The sequence below is a fragment of the Sphingomonas sp. UBA978 genome, assembly GCF_002292295.1.
Taxonomy (GTDB): domain Bacteria; phylum Pseudomonadota; class Alphaproteobacteria; order Sphingomonadales; family Sphingomonadaceae; genus Sphingomonas.
Genome location: NZ_DBBS01000007.1, coordinates 1 through 18702 on the forward strand (window position 1 = coordinate 1; position 18702 = coordinate 18702).

At 68.2% G+C, this 18702-nt stretch carries 16 protein-coding genes; 6 read left to right on the forward strand and 10 right to left on the reverse strand.

Going from position 1 to position 18702, the window contains the following annotated elements; genetic code table 11:
• Window positions 1–121: 121 nt before the first annotated feature.
• A complete protein-coding gene (locus tag B2515_RS03230; protein ID WP_293873628.1) occupies window positions 122–1408 on the reverse strand; it encodes a spinster family MFS transporter in 1287 nt (428 codons plus the stop codon).
• Between the two features lie 54 nt (window positions 1409–1462).
• Window positions 1463–3856 (reverse strand): TonB-dependent receptor, encoded by a 2394-nt coding sequence (locus tag B2515_RS03235; RefSeq protein ID WP_293873631.1) that lies wholly within the window; start codon window positions 3854–3856, stop codon window positions 1463–1465.
• A gap of 119 nt (window positions 3857–3975) precedes the next feature.
• On the opposite strand from B2515_RS03235, the gene B2515_RS03240 reads away from it, so the two are divergent.
• Window positions 3976–4617, forward strand: coding sequence for a TetR/AcrR family transcriptional regulator (locus B2515_RS03240; RefSeq protein ID WP_293873634.1), 642 nt, complete (start codon window positions 3976–3978; stop codon window positions 4615–4617).
• A 237-nt stretch (window positions 4618–4854) separates the two neighbouring features.
• Here the strand turns inward: B2515_RS03240 and B2515_RS03245 are convergent, their stop codons facing one another.
• From B2515_RS03245 to B2515_RS03270, 6 genes are all read right to left on the reverse strand, one after another.
• On the reverse strand, window positions 4855–5202 hold the full coding sequence (locus B2515_RS03245; RefSeq protein ID WP_293873637.1) for a MerR family transcriptional regulator: 348 nt from the start codon (window positions 5200–5202) through the stop codon (window positions 4855–4857).
• 5 nt (window positions 5203–5207) lie between these two features.
• The gene (locus tag B2515_RS03250) at window positions 5208–5507 is read right to left on the reverse strand and encodes an integration host factor subunit alpha (RefSeq protein ID WP_293873795.1); all 300 of its coding nucleotides are present in this window, start codon (window positions 5505–5507) and stop codon (window positions 5208–5210) included.
• 123 nt (window positions 5508–5630) lie between these two features.
• The gene (locus B2515_RS03255) at window positions 5631–6599 is read right to left on the reverse strand and encodes a beta-ketoacyl-ACP synthase III (protein ID WP_293873640.1); all 969 of its coding nucleotides are present in this window, start codon (window positions 6597–6599) and stop codon (window positions 5631–5633) included.
• The gene (plsX, locus tag B2515_RS03260; RefSeq protein WP_293873643.1) at window positions 6596–7627 is read right to left on the reverse strand and encodes a phosphate acyltransferase PlsX; all 1032 of its coding nucleotides are present in this window, start codon (window positions 7625–7627) and stop codon (window positions 6596–6598) included. Before plsX ends, B2515_RS03255 begins: the two co-directional genes overlap by 4 nt.
• 33 nt (window positions 7628–7660) lie before the next feature.
• Entirely contained in the window at window positions 7661–7840 is a 180-nt protein-coding gene (gene rpmF / locus B2515_RS03265; RefSeq protein ID WP_254289098.1) for a 50S ribosomal protein L32, read from the reverse strand.
• A gap of 222 nt (window positions 7841–8062) precedes the next feature.
• Window positions 8063–8722, reverse strand: a complete 660-nt coding sequence (locus B2515_RS03270; RefSeq protein ID WP_293873651.1) for an MBL fold metallo-hydrolase — start codon at window positions 8720–8722, stop codon at window positions 8063–8065.
• Window positions 8723–8778: 56 nt separating this feature from the next.
• On the opposite strand from B2515_RS03270, the gene pabB reads away from it, so the two are divergent.
• The 4 genes from pabB to msrA all read left to right on the forward strand — a co-directional run bounded on the left by pabB (window position 8779) and on the right by msrA (window position 12922).
• Window positions 8779–10581: an aminodeoxychorismate synthase component I gene (pabB, locus tag B2515_RS03275; RefSeq protein WP_293873654.1), complete on the forward strand. Its 1803-nt coding sequence runs from the start codon at window positions 8779–8781 to the stop codon at window positions 10579–10581.
• Between the two features lie 35 nt (window positions 10582–10616).
• A complete protein-coding gene (locus B2515_RS03280; protein ID WP_293873657.1) occupies window positions 10617–11816 on the forward strand; it encodes a pyridoxal phosphate-dependent aminotransferase in 1200 nt (399 codons plus the stop codon).
• A 268-nt stretch (window positions 11817–12084) separates the two neighbouring features.
• On the forward strand, window positions 12085–12231 hold the full coding sequence (locus B2515_RS03285) for a hypothetical protein (protein ID WP_293873660.1): 147 nt from the start codon (window positions 12085–12087) through the stop codon (window positions 12229–12231).
• Between the two features lie 37 nt (window positions 12232–12268).
• Window positions 12269–12922, forward strand: coding sequence for a peptide-methionine (S)-S-oxide reductase MsrA (msrA, locus tag B2515_RS03290; protein ID WP_293873663.1), 654 nt, complete (start codon window positions 12269–12271; stop codon window positions 12920–12922).
• A 91-nt stretch (window positions 12923–13013) separates the two neighbouring features.
• Here the strand turns inward: msrA and pdeM are convergent, their stop codons facing one another.
• Window positions 13014–13676 carry a ligase-associated DNA damage response endonuclease PdeM gene (gene pdeM, locus B2515_RS03295; protein WP_293873666.1) on the reverse strand — a complete coding sequence of 221 codons (663 nt, stop codon included), beginning with the start codon at window positions 13674–13676 and terminating at the stop codon, window positions 13014–13016.
• A gap of 138 nt (window positions 13677–13814) precedes the next feature.
• Here pdeM and B2515_RS03300 point away from each other — a divergent pair, with 138 nt between their 5' ends.
• Window positions 13815–15749 carry a potassium transporter Kup gene (locus tag B2515_RS03300; protein ID WP_293873669.1) on the forward strand — a complete coding sequence of 645 codons (1935 nt, stop codon included), beginning with the start codon at window positions 13815–13817 and terminating at the stop codon, window positions 15747–15749.
• A 540-nt stretch (window positions 15750–16289) separates the two neighbouring features.
• On the opposite strand, the gene B2515_RS03305 is transcribed toward B2515_RS03300, so the two are convergent.
• Window positions 16290–18698: a ligase-associated DNA damage response DEXH box helicase gene (locus tag B2515_RS03305; protein ID WP_293873672.1), complete on the reverse strand. Its 2409-nt coding sequence runs from the start codon at window positions 18696–18698 to the stop codon at window positions 16290–16292.
• Window positions 18699–18702: the final 4 nt, after the last annotated feature.

Here is an 18702-nt window from a genome sequence, read left to right on the forward strand (position 1 = left end):
GGTGGTGCACTTCTTTCGTGAGTCAGGGGGATCCATAGACGCTGGCGTTTCGGCCCTGTCGGCAAGGCCGGCGTGCGGGGATTCCCGCCCTCCACGGAAAGGACGCGCGTCCCGTGTCGCGTCACCCCACCCAGTCCCGCCGCAACGGCCTGACCGCGAGCAGCATCAGCGCCGCGGCGACCAGATAGAAGCCGAGCGCATAGGTCGTCGCCCAGCGCAATGCGTCGACACCGTGCACCGCGGTCATCGCATCTGACAGCCGCCCCATGATGAGCGAGCCCAATCCCAGCCCGATCAGATTGTTGATGAACAGAAAGCTCGCCGATGCGGTGGCGCGCATCGGTGGCGGCACGAGATGCTGGACCGCGGTGGTCACCGGTCCCAGCCACAGGATGTTGAGGCCGTGCGGGATCAGGAACAGAAACCACGACAGCGTCGGCGAGCCGCTGGTCAGGCCCGCTGCGAACAGCGGCACGGTTATCAGCCAGGCGATCGCGGGCAGCTTCGCGTAGATGCCGCGATCCGTCGCCCCCAGCCGGTCGGCGAGCCAGCCGCCGCCGAACACGCCGATCGTCCCGCCGATCAGCAGCAGCGACCCGATATATTGCGACGCGGTCAGCAGCGAAAAGCCGAACGAGCGGATCAGCACCGACGGCACCCAGAAGGCGAGGCCATAGCCGCACAGCGAGCTGAACGACGCGGCGAACGCCATCAGCCAGAAGCTCGGCTTGGCGGCGAGGATGCGGAACACCGCGCCCACCGACACCCGATCGCGGCTGACCGCGGCGGGATCGAACATCCCGCGCGGCGGCTCCTTCACCACCATCCGGAAGAGTGGCGCGATCACCATGCCGGTGAGGCCGATCAGGATGAACGCCCAGCGCCAGTTGACCGCGCTTGCCAGCATGCCGCCGAGCAGCGCCCCCGCCGCCAGCCCGACCGGGATGCCGAGCGAATAGATCGACAGCGCCCGCGCCCGCTGCGCCGGCGGGAAATAGTCGCTTATCATCGCATAGCTCGGCGCGACCCCGCCCGCCTCGCCGACGCCGACGCCGAGCCGGAAGGCGAAGAACTGCCAGAAGCCGGTGGCGAGGCCGCACAGCGCGGTGAACGCGCTCCACACCGTCAGGCTGATCGTGATGACCCAGCTGCGGCTGGTCCGGTCCGCGACCAGCGCCAGCGGGATGGCGAGCGTCGAATAGAGCAGCGCGAAGGCGATGCCGCCCAGCGCCCCCAATTGCGTGTCGGACAGCCGCAGCTCCGCCTTGATCGGCGCCACCAGGATGCCGAGGATCTGCCGGTCGAGGAAGTTGAAGGTGTAGACCAGCAGCAGCATCGCCAGCACCAGCGCCCGGTAACGGGGGCTGGCAGCGGCGGCGGGCGGGGTAATCGGCGATGGCCTCGTCATGCGCGTCCCTTGCGGACAGGTCGGCCCCGGAACAAGCCCGGGGCGACGAGCGGATCAGAACTTCGCCGCGATGCTCGCGAACACCTGCCGCGGATTGCCGTAAAAGGCGGTGGCGATGCCTTCCTTGCCGAGCGTCGGCGTATAGCCGCCCGCCGCATTGCGGATCGGCACGCCGGCGATCGTGCTGGCGATATATTGATAGCCCGACGTCTTGTACCGCTTGTCGGTCAGGTTGCGGCCGTAGACGCCCACCGAATAGCGCCGGTCCGCGCCGAAGGCATAAGTGATGCCGGCATCGAGCAGGGCATAGCGCGGCTGGTCGAGGAACGGGCTCGCCGTCTCGAACTGGTGCGTCAGGCTGCGATAGGACAGGGTCGAGTTGGCGGTCAGCAGTCCGCTCGCCACCGGCAGGTTGCCGGTCAGCGTGCCCGACGCGGTCCAGTGCGGCGTGTTCTGGAAGACGCGGACGTCGGCGACGTCGGTGCCGGTCGGGCCGATGAAGCGGCGATAGCGCGCGTCGATATAGCCGAGCGTCCCGGCGAGCGCGACCGACGAGCCGGCGCCGGCGAAATCGCGGGCGAGGATCGCAGTGCTTTCCAGCTCGACGCCCTTGATCCGCGCCTTGGCGGCGTTGGTGGTGATCCCGCAGAAGCTCTGCACGCCGTTCTGCAGGCAACCGACCGACCCCGGCACCTGCACGTCCTTGTAATCGGCGTAGAAGCCGGCGAGCGCCCAGGTCAGCCGGCGATCGAATGCCGACCCCTTGTAGCCCGCTTCATAGCTGGTGACCGTCTCGGGATCGAACGACAGGTAATTGTAAATGTCCTGATACGTCCGCCCCGCCGCCGGGTTGCCGATCGGTGCGACGCTGCCCGACCCGCGCGGATCGAAGCCGCCGCCCTTGAACCCTTCGGAATAGGAGAGATAGAGCAGGTGATCCGCCGTCGGCTTGAAGCTGACCGAGGCGCGCGGGGTGAAGCGCTTGTAGTTCGCCTTGCCGCGGAAATCCGTCGCCGGGGCGCCGACCGGGATCGGGGTGCCGCCGAACTCCGGCGTCAGGCCGAGATAGCTCGCCTTGAACACGTAGGATTTGCGCTCGTCCCACGTATAGCGCCCGCCCAGCGACAGGCTGAACTGCCGTGTGAAGTCGAAGGTGAAATCGCCATAGACCGACGACGTCTCGGTCCGCACGTCGCCGGCGGTATAGGCGTTGAACCCCGGCAGCGTCGTCGACAGCAGGACGCCGAAGCCGGTCGAGGCCTTGGCGCCGAGATAATAATAACCGAGCAGGCCGTTGAGCCGGTCGGAGGCGTAGAGCAGCTGGAATTCCTGGCTGGTCTGTTCGTTGCGATAGATCGCCGGCACGTCGACGTCGACCGCGGGCAGGGCATCGAAGTCGATCGGGGTGAAGCTGTCGTCCTTGCGCCATGCGCTGATGCTGCGCAGCGTCAGGCTGTCGGTCAGCTGCGCGTTGGCGGTCAACGACAGGCCGCCGCCCTTGATGTCCTGCCGCGGGAAATTGAGGCCGGCGCGGGTGTCGAACACGTCGGCGAGCACCGGTGCGCCCGAGGCGAGGCCGGGGATCAGGCGATGGCCGTTGCGCGGGTTGCTCCTGTCGTGGGTATAGTCGCCGGTCAGCCGCACGAACAGCCGCGTGTCCGGGCTTTCGAACTCGATCGTGCCGCGCCCGGCCCAGATGTCCTTGTTGTAATTGTCGATGTTGAGGTTGGTGTTGCGACCGAAGCCGCCGCGGCTCAACCGCGCGCCGGCGACGCCGACCTTGAGCAGGTCGCCGATCGGCGCCGACAGCGCGACGATGCCGTCGGCCTGGTCGTAGGAGCCGTAATTGGCCTTGATCCGCACTTCGGGCGTATCGGGCAGGCGTTTGGTGACGTATTTCACCGCGCCGCCGATCGTGTTGCGTCCGTAAAGTGTGCCCTGCGGCCCACGCAGCACCTCGATCCGGTCGACGTCGTAGATGTCGAGCACCGCCGCCTGCGGCCGGTTGAGATAGACGTCGTCGAGATAGATGCCGATGCCCGCCTCGAACCCCGGCACCGGATCCTGCTGGCCGACGCCGCGGATGAAGGCGGCGAGCGTCGAGTTGCTGCCGCGCGCGGTCTTGAGCGTGGTGTTGGGGCTGACGTTCTGGAGGTCGGTCAGGTCGATCGCCCCCGACTTTTCGAGCCGGTCGGCGCTGAAGGCGGTCACCGCGATCGGCACGCTGAGCAAGGATTCGGTGCGGCGGCGTGCGGTGACGAGGATGTCGCCGGTGTCCGCCTGCGGCGCGTCGCTGGTGTCGGGTGTCGTCTCGGCCGCGGCGGAGCCGGTCTGGCCGGTAGCGTCAGCGGCGGTGTCGGCGGGCGCGGTCTGCGCACTGGCCGGGCCGGCAAGCAATGCCGCGGCGGCGGCGCCGAGCATCAGGAACCTGGACGTACGCGCCTTCATGATAATCCCCTCCTCCATGGCGCCGCGTCCGGTAGTCCCGGGTTGTACGCCTGTGACGAAGCCTATACTGAAACCTGAACCAGGATTCAACTTGGGATATGTCGGGGGAGGCGATGGTCGTGACTGGTGCTGGCGGGGAGCTATCCGGGGGCGGTAGCGGCGGAGGCGCGGACAAGACGCCGCGCACCGCGCGCGGACGGCGGACGCTGCGCGCGCTGCTGGATGCGGCGGCGCTGGAATTCGGCGAGCGCGGGTTCCACGAGGCGTCGATCAGCGCGATCACCCGGCGGGCGGGCGTGGCGCTGGGCAGTTTCTACACCTATTTCGATTCGAAGGACGCGGTGTTCCGTGCGCTGGTCACCGACCTGTCGGCGCAGGTCCGCGACCATGTCGCCCCCGCGGTGCGGGCGGCCGGGGACGGCATCGCCGCGGAGCGGGCGGGACTGGCGTCGTTCATCGGCTTCGTGCGCGAGCATAAGGAAATCTACCGGATCATCGACGAGGCGGAGTTCGTCGATGCCGACAGTTTCCGGCTGCATTATGCGACCACCGCCGAGCGGATCGAGCAGCGACTGAAGGCGGCGGCGACGCGTGGCGAGGTGCGCGACGACGTGTCCGACGTCCACGCCTGGGCAGTGATGGGGATGAACGTGTTCCTGGGGCTGCGCTTCGGCGTGTGGAGCGACGAGCGCGGGATCGAGGACGTCGCCGATCAGGCGGCGCGGTTGCTGCGCGAGGGGCTGGCGCCGGGGCGGGGCTGAAGGGGCGGTCGTCGCCTTCGACCGTGCGGGCTTTCTTCCGTTGCAGGGGCGGGAGAGACGTCAGTGTCAGCCGTGACGCAGGCGCCCATGGACGCGCATTGGGGGGGGAACGTGCGTGCGCGAAGCGGGGGGCAGGTGCGGTAGCGGCATCGCGCATGCGTGAGGGCGGCAAGCGCGCCTCCGCGCTCTTCTCGTCGTCCACACGGTGTAAACGGCGCTGGGTTGCGCCCGAGGAGATCAGGCTGCCTGTTCGTCCTGCCGCAACGCTAGCGCCAGCGCGTCGCGGATCGCCTGGAGTGCGGGCAGCGGCGAGGGGGTGGCGGCCGGCGGCCGGTCCCGCTCGGCGAGCAGTTGCTGGACGCCGCGGATCGTATAGCCGTCGCGGTTGAGCAAATCGTCGATGCGGCGGACGAGGGCGACGTCTTCGGGGCGGTAATAGCGGCGGTTGCCGGCCCGGGTCACCGGGCGCAATTGGGGAAAGCGCGTTTCCCAATAGCGCAATATATGCTGGGGGAGGCCGGTTTCGTCCGAAACCTCCCCGATCGTTCTGAACGCTCCGCTCGCCTTGGGCGTGCCGGAGGGCATGGAGGTCAGCTCGAGGTGACGATGCGTTCGCGCATCATCTGGCTGGCGCGGAAGGTCAGCACGCGCCGCGGTGCGATCGGCACTTCCACCCCCGTCTTCGGATTGCGGCCGATCCGTTCGCCCTTGTCGCGCAGGACGAAGGTGCCGAAGCCGGAAATCTTGACGTTTTCACCCCGCGACAGGGCCTCGCACATCTCGGTCAGGATCTGCTCGACGAGCTTCGCCGAGTCAGTTCGGGATAAGCCGATCTGACGATGCAGGGCTTCCGAAAGGTCGGCCCGCGTCAAAGTGCCCGCGGTAGTCATCAACACGCTTGCCCCACTCCATCCATAAGAATGTCCCTGACGCAGGTTACACCAGAGCAGACATGTCCGAAAGTGACTTTCTTTCGCCGATATGGAACAATATGCGCGCGGGCAGCAGGCGAGTCAAAAACGGACGACTGCGGCGCCCCAGGTGAAGCCGCCGCCCATCGCCTCGAGCACGACGATCTGGCCCGGCACGATGCGGCCGTCGCGGACCGCGGTGTCGAGCGCCAGCGGCACCGATGCGGCCGAGGTGTTGGCGTGCCGGTCGACGGTGACGACGACCTTGTCCGCGGGCAGGCCGAGCTTGCGGCTGGTCGCATCGAGGATGCGGGCATTGGCCTGATGCGGCACGACCCAGTCGACGTCGTCCGGGGTCAGCCCGGCGATGACCAGCGTTTCCTGCATCACCGCGGCGAGATTGACGACGGCGTGGCGGAACACCTCGCGCCCCTTCATCCGCAACTTGCCGACCGTACCGGTCGTCGAGGGGCCGCCATCGACGTAGAGCAGGTCGTTGTGGCGGCCGTCGGCGTGAAGTTTCGTCGCGAGGATGCCGCGCCCGGTGTCCGCGTCGCTCTCCTGCCCTTCGAGCACGATCGCGCCGGCGCCGTCGCCGAACAGCACAGCGGTGGTGCGATCCTCCCAGTCGAGGATGCGGCTGAACGTCTCGGCGCCGATCACCAGCGCGCGGCGGTGGATGCCGGTGCGCAGCATCGCATCGGCGACCTGCACCGCATAGAGAAAGCCCGAACAGACCGCGGCGACGTCGAAGGCGACGCAATCGTCGATGCCGAGCATCGCCTGAACCTTGGTCGCGGTCGCCGGGAAGGTCTGGTCGGGGGTGGCGGTGGCCAGCACGATCAGATCGATGTCCTGCGCGACGAGGCCCGAGGACAGCAGCGCACCGCGGCAGGCGTCGGCGGCGAGCGTCGCGGTCGTCTCGTGCGGCTGGGCGATGTGGCGGAAGCGGATGCCGGTGCGCTCGACGATCCATTCGTCGCTGGTGTCGAGCCGCTCGGCGAGATCGGCGTTCGAGACGCGGGTTTCCGGCAGTGCCGATCCGGTGCCGAGGACGACCGAGCGGATCATGCGGCTTTCTTCTCGAAATTGCCGAGGTCGTCGGCGATGCGGCGGGTGAGGTCGGCGCGCACCATCTTGGCGGCGTTGCCGATCGCGGTGGCGACGCCGCGTTCGTTGGCACTGCCGTGACTCTTCACGACGATGCCGTTCAGGCCGAGGAAGACCGCGCCATTGTGGTTGTTGGGGTCGAGGTGATCGCGCAGCAATTCGGTCGCGGGGCGCGAGATCAGGAAGCCGACCTTCGAACGGACGGAGGAGCTGAAGGCGCGCTTCAGGAGGTCGGCGACGAAGCGTGCGGTGCCCTCGGCGGTCTTCAGCGCGATATTGCCGGCAAAGCCGTCGCAGACGATCACGTCATGGTTGCCGCGGGCGAGCTGGTTGCCCTCGACGAAGCCGGTGAAGGTCAGCGGCAGATGCGTCTGCCCCTTGAGCACCGCGGCGGCATCGCGGATCTCGTCCGTCCCCTTCTGGTCCTCGCTGCCGATGTTGAGCAGCGCGACGCGAGGCGATTCGAGGTCCATGATCGTGCGGGCATAGGCCGCGCCCATCACCGCGAACTGGACGAGGTTGCGCGCATCGACCTCGGTATTCGCACCCAGATCGAGCATCACGACGTCATTGTCGCCGAGCGTCGGCAGCGGCGCGGCGAGCGCGGGGCGATCGATGCCGGGGAGCGTGCGCAACGCGAGCTTCGCCATCGCCATCAGCGCGCCGGTGTTGCCCGACGACACGGCGGCACCGGCACGGCCCTGCTTCACCAGATCGATGGCGATGCCCATCGAGGTGGTCTTGGACCGGCGGATCGCCTGGCTCGGCTTGTCGCTCGACCCGACCGTTTCCGGCGCGTGGACGATTTCGCTGTGCTGGCTGAGGTTCGGGTGAGTCTTCAGCTCCGCCGCGACCTTGGCCTCGTCGCCCACCAGGAAGAAACGCATGCCTTCATAGCGCCGACGGGCCGCAGCCACGCCGGCGAGCATGACCGCCAGCCCCTCGTCGCCGCCCATCGCATCGACGGCGATCCAGGAGTTGTCGGGCATGTTCAGCGCTTATCCGGATGGGAGGGGAGGGGGTTAGCCCTCGACCGAGACGATCTCGCGGCCGTTATAATGGCCGCAAGCGGTGCACAGGTTGTGCGGACGCTTGAGCTCGCCACAATTCGGGCACTCCTGGAACGACGCGACGGTCAGCGAGTCGTGACCGCGACGCATGCCGCGCTTGGAGGGGGAGGTCTTTCGCTTGGGGACGGCCATTTCGGCACCTTGTTCTTAAAACGACATAAGGAATTCCGAGACGTCCGACGGAGCGTACGCGCAACCGACGGACACGCCGGCCGCTGCACGCCACCGACAACCGGACGCATCGCGAAGCGCGGGCCTATAGCGAATTTCGCGAACCGTGCAAGCTTTGCGCGCCCGAACCGCGGCGCCGATCGACATTCCCGCGCGTCGGCGTCGCCGGATGGCGACGCGGCGCTAGGCGGCCAGCGCCGCGTCGCTTACGAACATGTTGTGGCGGCGTTCGTGGGCGAAGGTGCTGGGATTGCCGTGGCCGGGGATGAAGGCGGTGTCGTCGCCGAGCGGCCACAGCTTGGTGACGATCGTTTCGATCAATTGCTTGTGGTTGCCGCCGGGCATGTCGCTGCGTCCGACCGAACCCTGGAACAGCACGTCGCCGACCTGCGCGAACTTCGAGGGCGCGTGGTGGAAGATGACGTGGCCGAGCGTGTGGCCGGGGGTTTCGTAGACGTCGAGGCTGAGGTTGCCGACGGTGACGGTGTCGCCCTCGACCAGCCAGCGGTCGGGTTCGAAGACGACGCCGGTCATGCCGTAATTGCGGCCGTCGTCGTCGAGTCGGGCGAGCCAGAAGCGGTCCGCCTCATGCGGCCCCTCGATACCCACGCCCAGGTCGGTGGCGAGCGTCTTCGCCTCGCCGGCATGGTCGATATGGCCGTGGGTCAGCAGGATCTTCTCGACCGTGACGCCGGCCTGCGCCACCGCGGCCTTGATCCGGGGCAGGTCGCCGCCGGGATCGACGATCGCCGCCCGCATCGTCTCGGTACACCAGATCAGGGTGCAATTCTGCTGGAAGGGCGTCACCTGGACGATGGCAGCGCGCAAAGCTGGTTCGGTCATGGCCATGAAGATAGGCGGACGGGCGGAAGACGACAATCGCCGCTTGCACGTAGCGCATGGCCCCGTGCATTTGGCGGGCGATGCTGACCGCGCCCTACGTGCTGCTCGATGATGCCCGTACCGGTGGGGCGGGGGCGCGCCTGTATGCCGATCCGGTCGAGATCGTCGTCGCCGAGCGGCTGGACGACGTGGTGCCGGCGCTGGCGCGGTTGCGCGGCGCGGCGGGTCGCGGGCTGCATGCGGCGGGCTATCTGACCTATGAGGCGGGGGCGGCGCTGATGCCGCGCGGGCTGCCGGCGCGCGTGGCGGACGGGCCGTTGCTGTGGTTCGGGCTGTTCGAGCGCTATCGGGCGATGACCGCGGATGCGGTCGCGGCGCTGCTGCCCGATCCGGCGGGGGCGTGGGCGGCGCGGCCATGCCCGCGGATCGATCGCGACGTCTATGACGCCGGCCTGGCCGCGGTGCTGGAGATGATCCGGGCCGGCGATATCTATCAGGCGAACCTGACATTGCGCGCGGACGTCGCGGTGGCCGGCGATCCGGCGGCGCTCTATGCGCGGCTGCGGCAGGGATCGGCGGCGGGCCATGGCGCCTTGGTGGCGACGGGGGACCGGCATGTGCTGTCGCTGTCGCCCGAACTGTTCTTCGCGCTGGACGAAGGGCGGCTGACCTGCCGCCCGATGAAGGGGACGGCGACGCGCGGCGACACCGCGGAGGAGGATGCGGCGCGGGTGATCGCGCTGGGCGCGGACGCCAAACAGCGTGCCGAGAATCTGATGATCGTCGACCTGATGCGCAACGACCTGTCGCGGGTCGCCGTACCGGGCAGCGTCGCGGTGCCGGCGCTGTTCACGGTCGAGACCTATCCGACCGTCCATCAGATGACCTCCACCGTTACCGCGACGCTGGCCGAGGGGCGCGATGCGGTCGATGTGCTGACCGCGCTGTTCCCGTGCGGATCGATCACCGGCGCGCCCAAGCAGCGCAGCCTGGAGGTGATCGCCGGGGTCGAGAGCACCGGTCGCGGCGTCTATACCGGGGCGATCGGGCGGATCGATGCGGCGGGGGATGCGGCGTTCAACGTGGCGATCCGCACGCTTACGATAGAGGCGGGCGCGTCCGTCGCCGAACTCGGGCTGGGATCGGGGATCGTCGCGGACAGCCGCGCGGACGAGGAATGGGCTGAGGTGCTCGCGAAGGGGGCGTTCGTCACCGCGGGGCAGCGGCCGCTCGACCTGATCGAGACGATGGCGTTCGATCCCGAACAGGGGATGCCGCTGCTCGACCGGCATCTGGAGCGGATGCGGGCGAGCGCGCTGGCGCTGGGCTTTCGCTTCGACCGGCATCATGCGCGCAACGAATTGCAGGCGGCGACCTTTCGCCTGCGCGAGGCGGCGCGCATCCGGCTGCTGCTGGCGCAGAGCGGTGCGATCGCGATCGAAGTGGCGCCGGCGCCGGCGGCGTTCGACCGGCCGTTGCGGGTGGCAGCGGTGCCGTTGCCGGTCGACGCCCGCGACTATCGTCTGCGCCACAAGACCAGCGACCGCGGCTTCTACGATGCGGCACGGATCGCGGCGGGGACGGACGAGGTGGTGTTCGTGCGGCCCGACGGATTGCTGACCGAGGGGAGCTTCACCTCGCTGTTCGTGCCGGGGAGCGATGGCCGGCTGCTGACGCCGGCGCTGGCGTCCGGCCTGTTGCCGGGGGTGTTGCGCTCACAATTGATCGATGCGGGGCAAGCGGTGGAGGCTAATCTGTCGCCGCACGATCTTCCGGAGCAATTTTTCGTCGGAAATGCGCTGCGCGGGCTGATCCCGGCGGTTGTTGCGGTTGCGACATCGGGTGCGCTGTCGCTATAGGCCCGCGCGTTCCCTTCGCCATAAGGCCCGTCTCCATGAAGCCCTCCGCCGCCCTCGGCCGTATCAGCCCGTCCCCGACGCTCGCCATCACCAGCCGCGTGCTGGACCTGAAGCGCGCCGGCGTCGACGTGATCGGACTGGGCGCGGGCGAGCCGGACTTCGACACGCCCGACTTCGTCAAGGAGGCGGCGATCCAGGCGATCCGCGACGGCAAGACCAAATATACCAACGTCGACGGCACGATCGAGCTGAAGCAGGCGATCGTCGCCAAGTTCGCGCGCGACAACCAGCTGACCTACACCACCGATCAGGTGACGGTGAACGTCGGCGGCAAGCACACGCTGTTCAACGCGATCGTCGCGACGGTGGACGCGGGCGACGAGGTGGTGATCCCCGCACCCTATTGGGTGAGCTATCCCGACGTGGTGCAGTTCGCGGGCGGCACGCCGGTGTTCGCGGTCGCCGGGCCGGAGCAGGATTACAAGCTGTCGCCGGAGGCGCTGGAGGCGGCGATCACGCCCCGCACCAAATGGGTGATTCTCAATTCGCCGTCGAACCCGACCGGCGCGGGCTATACGGTCGACGAGCTGAAGGCGCTGGGCGCGGTGCTGGCGCGGCATCCGCACGTCTGGATCTTCGCCGACGATATGTACGAGCATATCGTCTACGACGGCTTCCGCTTCGCGACGATCGCCGAGGTCTGCCCGGAGCTGTACGAGCGGACGCTGACCGTGAACGGCTGTTCCAAGGCCTATGCGATGACCGGCTGGCGGATCGGTTTTGCCGCAGGCGCGCCGTGGCTCATCAAGGCGATGGCGAAGCTGCAGTCGCAGTCGACCAGCAACCCCTGTTCGATCGCGCAGGCGGCGGCGGTGGCGGCGCTCAACGGACCGCAGGATTTCCTGAAGGAGCGCGCCGCGGCGTTCCAGGGGCGGCGTGATCTGGTGGTCGGTATGCTCAATGCGATTCCCGGCATGCACTGCCCGACGCCCGAGGGCGCCTTCTATGTCTATCCGTCGTTCGCCGAGCTGATCGGCAAGAGCACGCCGTCGGGGCGGGTGATCGACACCGACGAGGCGTTCGTCGGCTATCTGCTCGACGATGCCAAGGTCGCGGCGGTGCAGGGCGCAGCGTTCGGCCTCTCGCCGGCGATGCGGATCAGCTATGCGACGTCGGACGCGCTGCTGCGCACGGCGTGCGAGCGTATCCAGCAGGCGTGTGCGGACCTGAAGTAAGGCCAACCCTTCGTCATCGCGAGCGACGCGCGGCGATCCAGGGCCACATATATTGCCCTGGATGGCCGCGTCGCTGCCCTCTTCGCGATGACGAAGGAGCGGGACTTGGCCGCATCGGCCGAACATTACGCCGGATGAACGACGTCGCCACGGCGCGTTAATGCAGCGTTTCTATAAACGGCATTGAGCCTGGAGGCGGGAGAGACGATCTCGCATCCGAACGGGGCGCAGCGACGTAGCTGTGCTCGAACCAACTTACAGGTGCGTCATGCGCAAGGTCATCAAGAGCGGCTTTTTCTGGCAATTCGTCGGCGGCTTCGCCATCGGCGCGGTCGGTGTCGTCACGCTCCAGCCGGCGAGCGCGCAGCATCTCCAGCCGATCCCGGCCGCCTCGCCGATCGTCGCGGCGCGCTGACCTTTCCATGCGGGCGGCGGCTCCCCATCTCGGGTCGATGCTGAAGATCCTCCTGCCCGTTGCCGGCGCCGCTGCCGCCGTGCTCGCCTCCACCGGTTTCGCCGAAGCCGAGCGCGCGGTGCCGATCCCGGCCGCGAAGACCGACGTGCCCGCCGCCGCGGGGACGCAGACCGCGGTGTTCGCGGGCGGCTGCTTCTGGGGCATGGAGGCGGTGTTCGAACATGTGAAGGGCGTGCGCTCGGTCACCGCGGGCTATGCCGGCGGCACGCGCGACACCGCCAGTTACGACGCCGTCTCGACCGAGCGCACCGGCCATGCGGAGGCGGTGAAAGTCGTCTTCGATCCGCGGCAGGTGAGCTATGCGACGCTGCTGCGGGTGTATTTCTCGATCGCGCACGATCCGACGCAGCTGAACCGGCAGGGGCCGGACAGCGGGCCGAGCTATCGCTCCGCGCTGTTCCCGCAGGATGCGCGGCAGGCGGCAGTGGCGCGTGCCTATATCGCACAACTGGGGGCGGCGAAGAGCTTTCCGCGGCCGATCGTGACGCGGATCGAGCAGGGCGGGTTCTTCCCGGCCGAGGCGTATCACCAGAATTTCTACGATCGGAACCCGACGCACCCGTATATCGTCCATTGGGACAAGCCCAAGGTCGCGGCGTTCAAGGCGGGGTTTCCGACGCTGTACCGCTAGGGTGGCGTTGCAGGCCCCGATCGTGCGGGGCTCTGGATTGCTTCGCTACGCTCGCCATGACGAAAGGGTGCGGCGCTTCACGCGTGTCACCTCAGGCGGCGATCGGGAAGCGGAGCAGGCGTTGCTCGACCGCGATCAGTGCCTCCGCGCCCTTGCCGACCGCTTTGGTCAGCGCGGGGTGATCGACGTCGAGCCCGCCGGTCAGCGCGCCGAAGGCGGGCAGGACGATCTTGGTCGCGGTCGCGACGAAGCAGCGGCGGGCGACCTTCTTGCCGCGGACCGCGACGCGCAGCTTCGGGTGGAAATGGCCCGAGAGTTCGGGACGCGTCTCGCGCGGGTCGGCCTCGTGGCGCAGGATCAGGCCGTCGACCTCCACCTCGCGCGCGACCTCGCCGCCGCAGCGGTCCTTGATGTCGGGATCGTGGTTGCCGGTGATCCACGTCCAGCGCAGCCCCCCGGTCAGCGCGCGCAGGCGAATCCGCGCCTCCTGCGGCAGGCGGTCGCAGCCGTCGCTGTCGTGGAAGCTGTCGCCGAGGCACCACAGCTCCTGCGCACCCGTTCTGGCGACCACAGCGGCGAGGTCTGCGAGCGTCGCCAGCGAATCATAGGGCGGCAGCATCTGCCCGCGCGCGGCGTACCAGCTCGCCTTTTCGAAATGCAGGTCGGCGACGAGCAGCGCGCGCCGCGCCGGCCACAGCAGGGCGCCCTCGGGAAGGGCCTGAAGCACGTGGCCGCCGAACGAAAAGGGAACCATGCCCGCGCCTTGCCTGCAAAGATCGGGCGGATCAAGCGGTTGTGCAGCGCGGTGCAAATCCGCTTGCCTGGCGCCGCAATAGGCGTAAAGCGCGCCGTCCTTCCGTCCGGATGGTCTTTTCAGGGGTAAGTGCGCGCCATGTCGCCCGCCGTCGAAGCACCCGTCTCGCCCACCCGTCCGCACCCCGCCCTGATCGGCCTTACCATCGGCGCGATCGGCGTGGTGTTCGGCGATATCGGCACCAGCCCGCTCTACGCCTTCCGCGACGCGCTGGGCCAGTCCGCGGCGGACGGCATCGACCCGTCGGAGATCCTCGGCGTGCTCAGCCTTGCGCTGTGGACGTTGACGTTGATCGTGACGTTCAAATACGTCTTCTTCCTGATGCGCGCCGACAATCACGGCGAGGGCGGCGTGCTGGCGCTGGCGGCGCTGGCGCGGCGCTCGATCGGCGTGCGCAGCCGGATCGCGCTGGTGCTCGGCGCAGCGGGCGCGGCCTTGTTCTATGGCGATGCGATCATCACGCCGTCGCTGTCGGTGCTGTCAGCGATGGAGGGGCTGCAGACGATCCCCTCCGCCGCCAAATTGTTCGACGAGGGGACGATCCGGGCGCTGACGATCGGCATCCTGATCGCGCTGTTCCTGATCCAGAAGCGCGGCACCGCGATGGTCGCCAAGCTGTTCGGGCCGGTGTGCATCCTCTGGTTCGTGACGATCGGCGGGCTGGGCCTGTGGCATATCGCCGACGAGCTCTCGATCTTCCGCGTGCTGATCCCGAGCTATGGCATCCGCTTCCTCGCGACGCACGGGACGACCGGGCTGTTCGTGCTCGGCGCGGTGTTTCTGACCGTCACCGGCGCGGAAGCGCTGACCGCGGACATGGGGCATTTCGGCAAGCGGCCGATCCGGATCGCGTGGCTGTTCCTCGTCTTTCCGGCGCTGATGCTCAACTATCTGGGGCAGGGGGCGTTCGCGCTGTCGCATCTGGAGGCGGCGGCGGCGGCGGGGCGGCCGTTCACCAACCAGAACTGGTTCTTCCTGATGGCGCCCGAGTCGGTCCGCGGGCCGCTGATCGTGCTCGCCGGGTTCGCCACCGTCATCGCCAGCCAGGCGGTCATCACCGGCGCGTTTTCGCTGACGCAGCAGGCGGTGCAATTGGGGCTGCTGCCGCGGATGAAGCTGCGCCAGACCTCGGCGGACTTCGCCGGGCAGATCTATCTGCCCGCGATCAACTGGCTACTGCTGGTCGGCGTGCTGGTGCTGATCGTGCAGTTCAAGACCTCGTCGGCGATGGCGGCGGCCTATGGCATCGCGGTGACCGGCACGATGGTGGTGACGACCTTGCTCGGCTATCTCGTCGCGCGGCACGTCTGGCATTGGGGACGGCCGCTGGCGCTGGCGGCGATCCTGCCGTTCCTGTGCCTCGATCTCGTCTTCTTCGGCGCCAACATCCTGCGCGTCGTCGAGGGCGGCTGGGTGCCGCTGGTCATCGCCGCGGCGATCGGCCTGCTGATCTACACCTGGGTGCGCGGCAAGGGCATCGTGCGCGCGTTCGAGGCGCGGCAGAGCATCCCGCTCGCCGACCTTGCCGTGGCGCTGGCGAAGCGTCCGCCCGAGCGGGTTCCTGGGACTGCGGTGTTCCTGACCGCCAATCCGCGATCGGCGCCGGGGGCGCTGCTCCACAACCTCAAGCACAACAAGGTGCTGCACGAGCGCAATCTGGTGGTGAGCATCCGCACCACCGACCGGCCCATGGTCGACGCCGAACACCGCCGCACGGTCGAGCGGCTCGACGACAATTTCGAGAGCGTGGTGCTCAACTACGGCTTCATGGAATCGCCCGACGTGCCGGCCGATCTGGGCGTCGGCGGCAAGACCGAGATGCGCAGCCTCGATGCGATGAAGACCAGCTTCTTCATCGGGCGCAATACGCTGAAGCCGGAGGCGGATGTGGGGATGCCGTTGTGGCAGGACCGCATCTTCATGTTCATGCAGCGCAATGCGAGCGATCCGACCGACTTCCTGAAGATCCCGCCGGGGAAGGTGCTGGAGCTGGGCGAGCAGGTGACTGTCTGATCGTTCACGCGAAGACGCGAAGACGTGAAGAGGTTTTGCGTGCGGAGGCGCAGAGAGCGCGGAGAAGAAGAGGGGCTTTGGTGGTCCTGCCGAGAGGTGGATCGGCGTTGCTGCAGTTCTGGTTCCGTCGTTGCGAGCGCAGCGAAGCCATTCAGAGTCGAACCAGGACGCCCTGGATGGCTTCGCTGCGCTCGCAATGACGGTTCTTCCATCGGTCGCATCTTCATGTTCATGCCGCGCAATGCGAGCGACCCGACCGACATCCTGAAGATCCCGCCGGGGAAGGTGCTGGAGCTGGGCGAGCAGGTGATGGTGTGATCGTTCGCGCGAAGACGCGAAGACGCGAAGAGGGTTTGCGCGCGGAGGCGCAGAGAGCGCGGAGAAGAAGAGGGGCTGCGCAGCGGCTGTCATCATTCACATCGAGCAGTGGATTGAAGCTGCCGCAGGCCCTTCTCTGCGTCCTCCGCGCCTCTGCGCGCAAAAGCCTTCTCTCTTCGTGTCTTTGCGGCTTCGCGTGAATCAACTTTCCTTGTCAGGCGGCTAGTCGAGGGTCATCGCTTCGGCGGCCAGCGCTTCCGCTTCGATCAGGAGGTGGTCGTCGGCGCTGCCGGTCGAGACCTTCTCGCGGCCGATGAGGGTCAGGACGGGGACGGCGAGCGGCGTCACCCGGTCGAGGTCGACGTGGAGCATCGTTTCGGCGGCGCGGTCGAGCAGGCCGGCGAGGCGGCCGACATCGGTCATGCGGGCGCGGGCGTCGTCCCATGCGGCCTGCAGCAGCAGGTGGGAGGGTTCGTATTTGCGCAGCACGTCGTAGATCAGGTCGGTCGAGAAGGTGACCTGTCGCCCGGTCTTGCGCTTGCCGGGGTGCTGGCGTTCGACGAGGCCGCCGATCACCGCGACCTCGCGGAAGGCGCGCTTGAGCAGGTGCGATTGCTGCACCCAGTCGACGAATTCATGTTCGAGGATGTCGGGGCTGAACAGCGCCGCGGGGTCGGTGATCTTGTCGATTCCGTAGACCGCGAGCGCATAATCGTTGGCGACGAAGCCCAGCGGTTTGAGCCCCTCCGCCTCCATGCGGCGGGTGATGAGCATGCCGAGCGACTGATGCGCGTTCCACCCTTCGAAGCTGTAGGCGACCATGTAATGGCGGCCTTCGCGCGGGAAGGTTTCGACCAGCAGCTGGCCGGGACGGGGGAGGGCGGAGCGCTTCGCCTGGAATTCGAGCCATTCGCGCACGTCGTCGGGGAAGCGCGCCCACTGTCCGGGCTCTGCAAGGAAGCCGCGAACGCGATCGGCGAGGTTGGTCGACAGCGGCATCCGCGATCCGCCGTAGGTCGGGATGCGCGCCGGTTTCGACGAGGCGCGGACGATGAGGTCCTCGGTGTCGATCTTCTGCACCTCGCAACTCAGGCCGGCGAAGAAGAAGGTGTCGCCGGGGGAGAGCTGGGCGGCGAAGCCTTCCTCGACCTTGCCCAGGGCGCGGCCGTTGCGGAATCGGACGTTGAGCATTGTCGATTCGACGATGATGCCGGCGTTGAGGCGGTGCTGCGTCACGAATTTGGGGTGGCTGACCCGCCACAGGCCGTCCGCCTCCTGCGTCAGCCGCTTGAACCGGTCATAGGCCTTGAGGCTGTAACCGCCGTCGCGGATGAAGCCGAGGACGCGGTCGAACGTCTCGGCGGTGAGCGCGGAATAGGGCAGGGCGGAGCGCACCTCGTCGAGCAGGGCGGCTTGATCGAAGGGCGCGGCGCAGGCCATCGCCATGACGTGCTGCGCGAGCACGTCGAGCGCGCCGGGGCGAAACAGGTCGGGATCGAGCTCGCCCGCCTCGACCGCGTCGAGCGCGGCGCGCGCCTCCAGATATTCGAAACGGTTGCCGGGGACCACGATCGCCTCCGACGCCTCGTCGAGTCGATGGTTGGCGCGGCCGATCCGCTGGAGCAGGCGCGAGGAACCCTTGGGCGCGCCCATCTGGATGACGCAATCGACGTCGCCCCAGTCGACGCCGAGGTCGAGGCTGGCGGTGGCGACGAGCGCGCGCAGCCGGCCGGAGGCCATCGCGCCTTCGACCTTGCGGCGCGCCTCCAGCGCGAGGCTGCCGTGGTGGACGCCGATCGGGAGCGACAGCGTGTTCACCTTCCACAGGTCCTGGAAGATCAGCTCGGCGAGGCTGCGGGTGTTGCAGAAGATGATCGAGGTCCTGTGCGTCTCGATCTCCGCCATCACCTGTTCGGCGGCGTAGCGCCCGGAATGGCCCGACCAGGGCACGCGGCCCTCGGGCAGCAGGATCGCGATGTTCGGATCGGCGCCCGCCTCGCCCTGCACCATCGCGACCTGATCGATGTCGCCGTCGGGGGCGAGCCAGGCGCGATAGCCGTCGCTGTCGGCAACCGTGGCGGAGAGCGCGACGCGGCGCAGGCCGGGGCTGATCCGCTGGAGCCGCGCCATGCACAGCGAGAGCAGGTCGCCGCGCTTGCCGGTGGCGAAGGCATGGACCTCGTCGACGACGATCGTCCGCAACCCTTCGAACATGGTGACGCTGTCGGGATAGCTGAGCAGCAGCGACAGCGATTCGGGCGTGGTCAGCAGGATCTGCGGCGGCCGGACGCGCTGGCGCGCCTTGCGATCCGATGGCGTGTCGCCGGTGCGCGTTTCGACGCGCAGCGTGAGGCCCATCTCGTCGATCGGGGTGACGAGGTTGCGCTGGATGTCGACCGCGAGCGCCTTCAGCGGCGAGACGTAGAGCGTGTGGAGGCCCTCGGTCGGGGCCTCGATCAATTCGGTCAGCGTCGGCAGGAAGCCGGCGAGCGTCTTGCCCGCGCCGGTGGTGGCGACGAGCAAGGCGTGCCGACCGGCGCGGCCTTCGCGGAGCATGTCGAGCTGGTGGCGGCGCGGTCGCCAGCCGCGGGCGGCGAACCAGTCGGCGAGGGGTGGGGGGAGATCGGTCATGCGT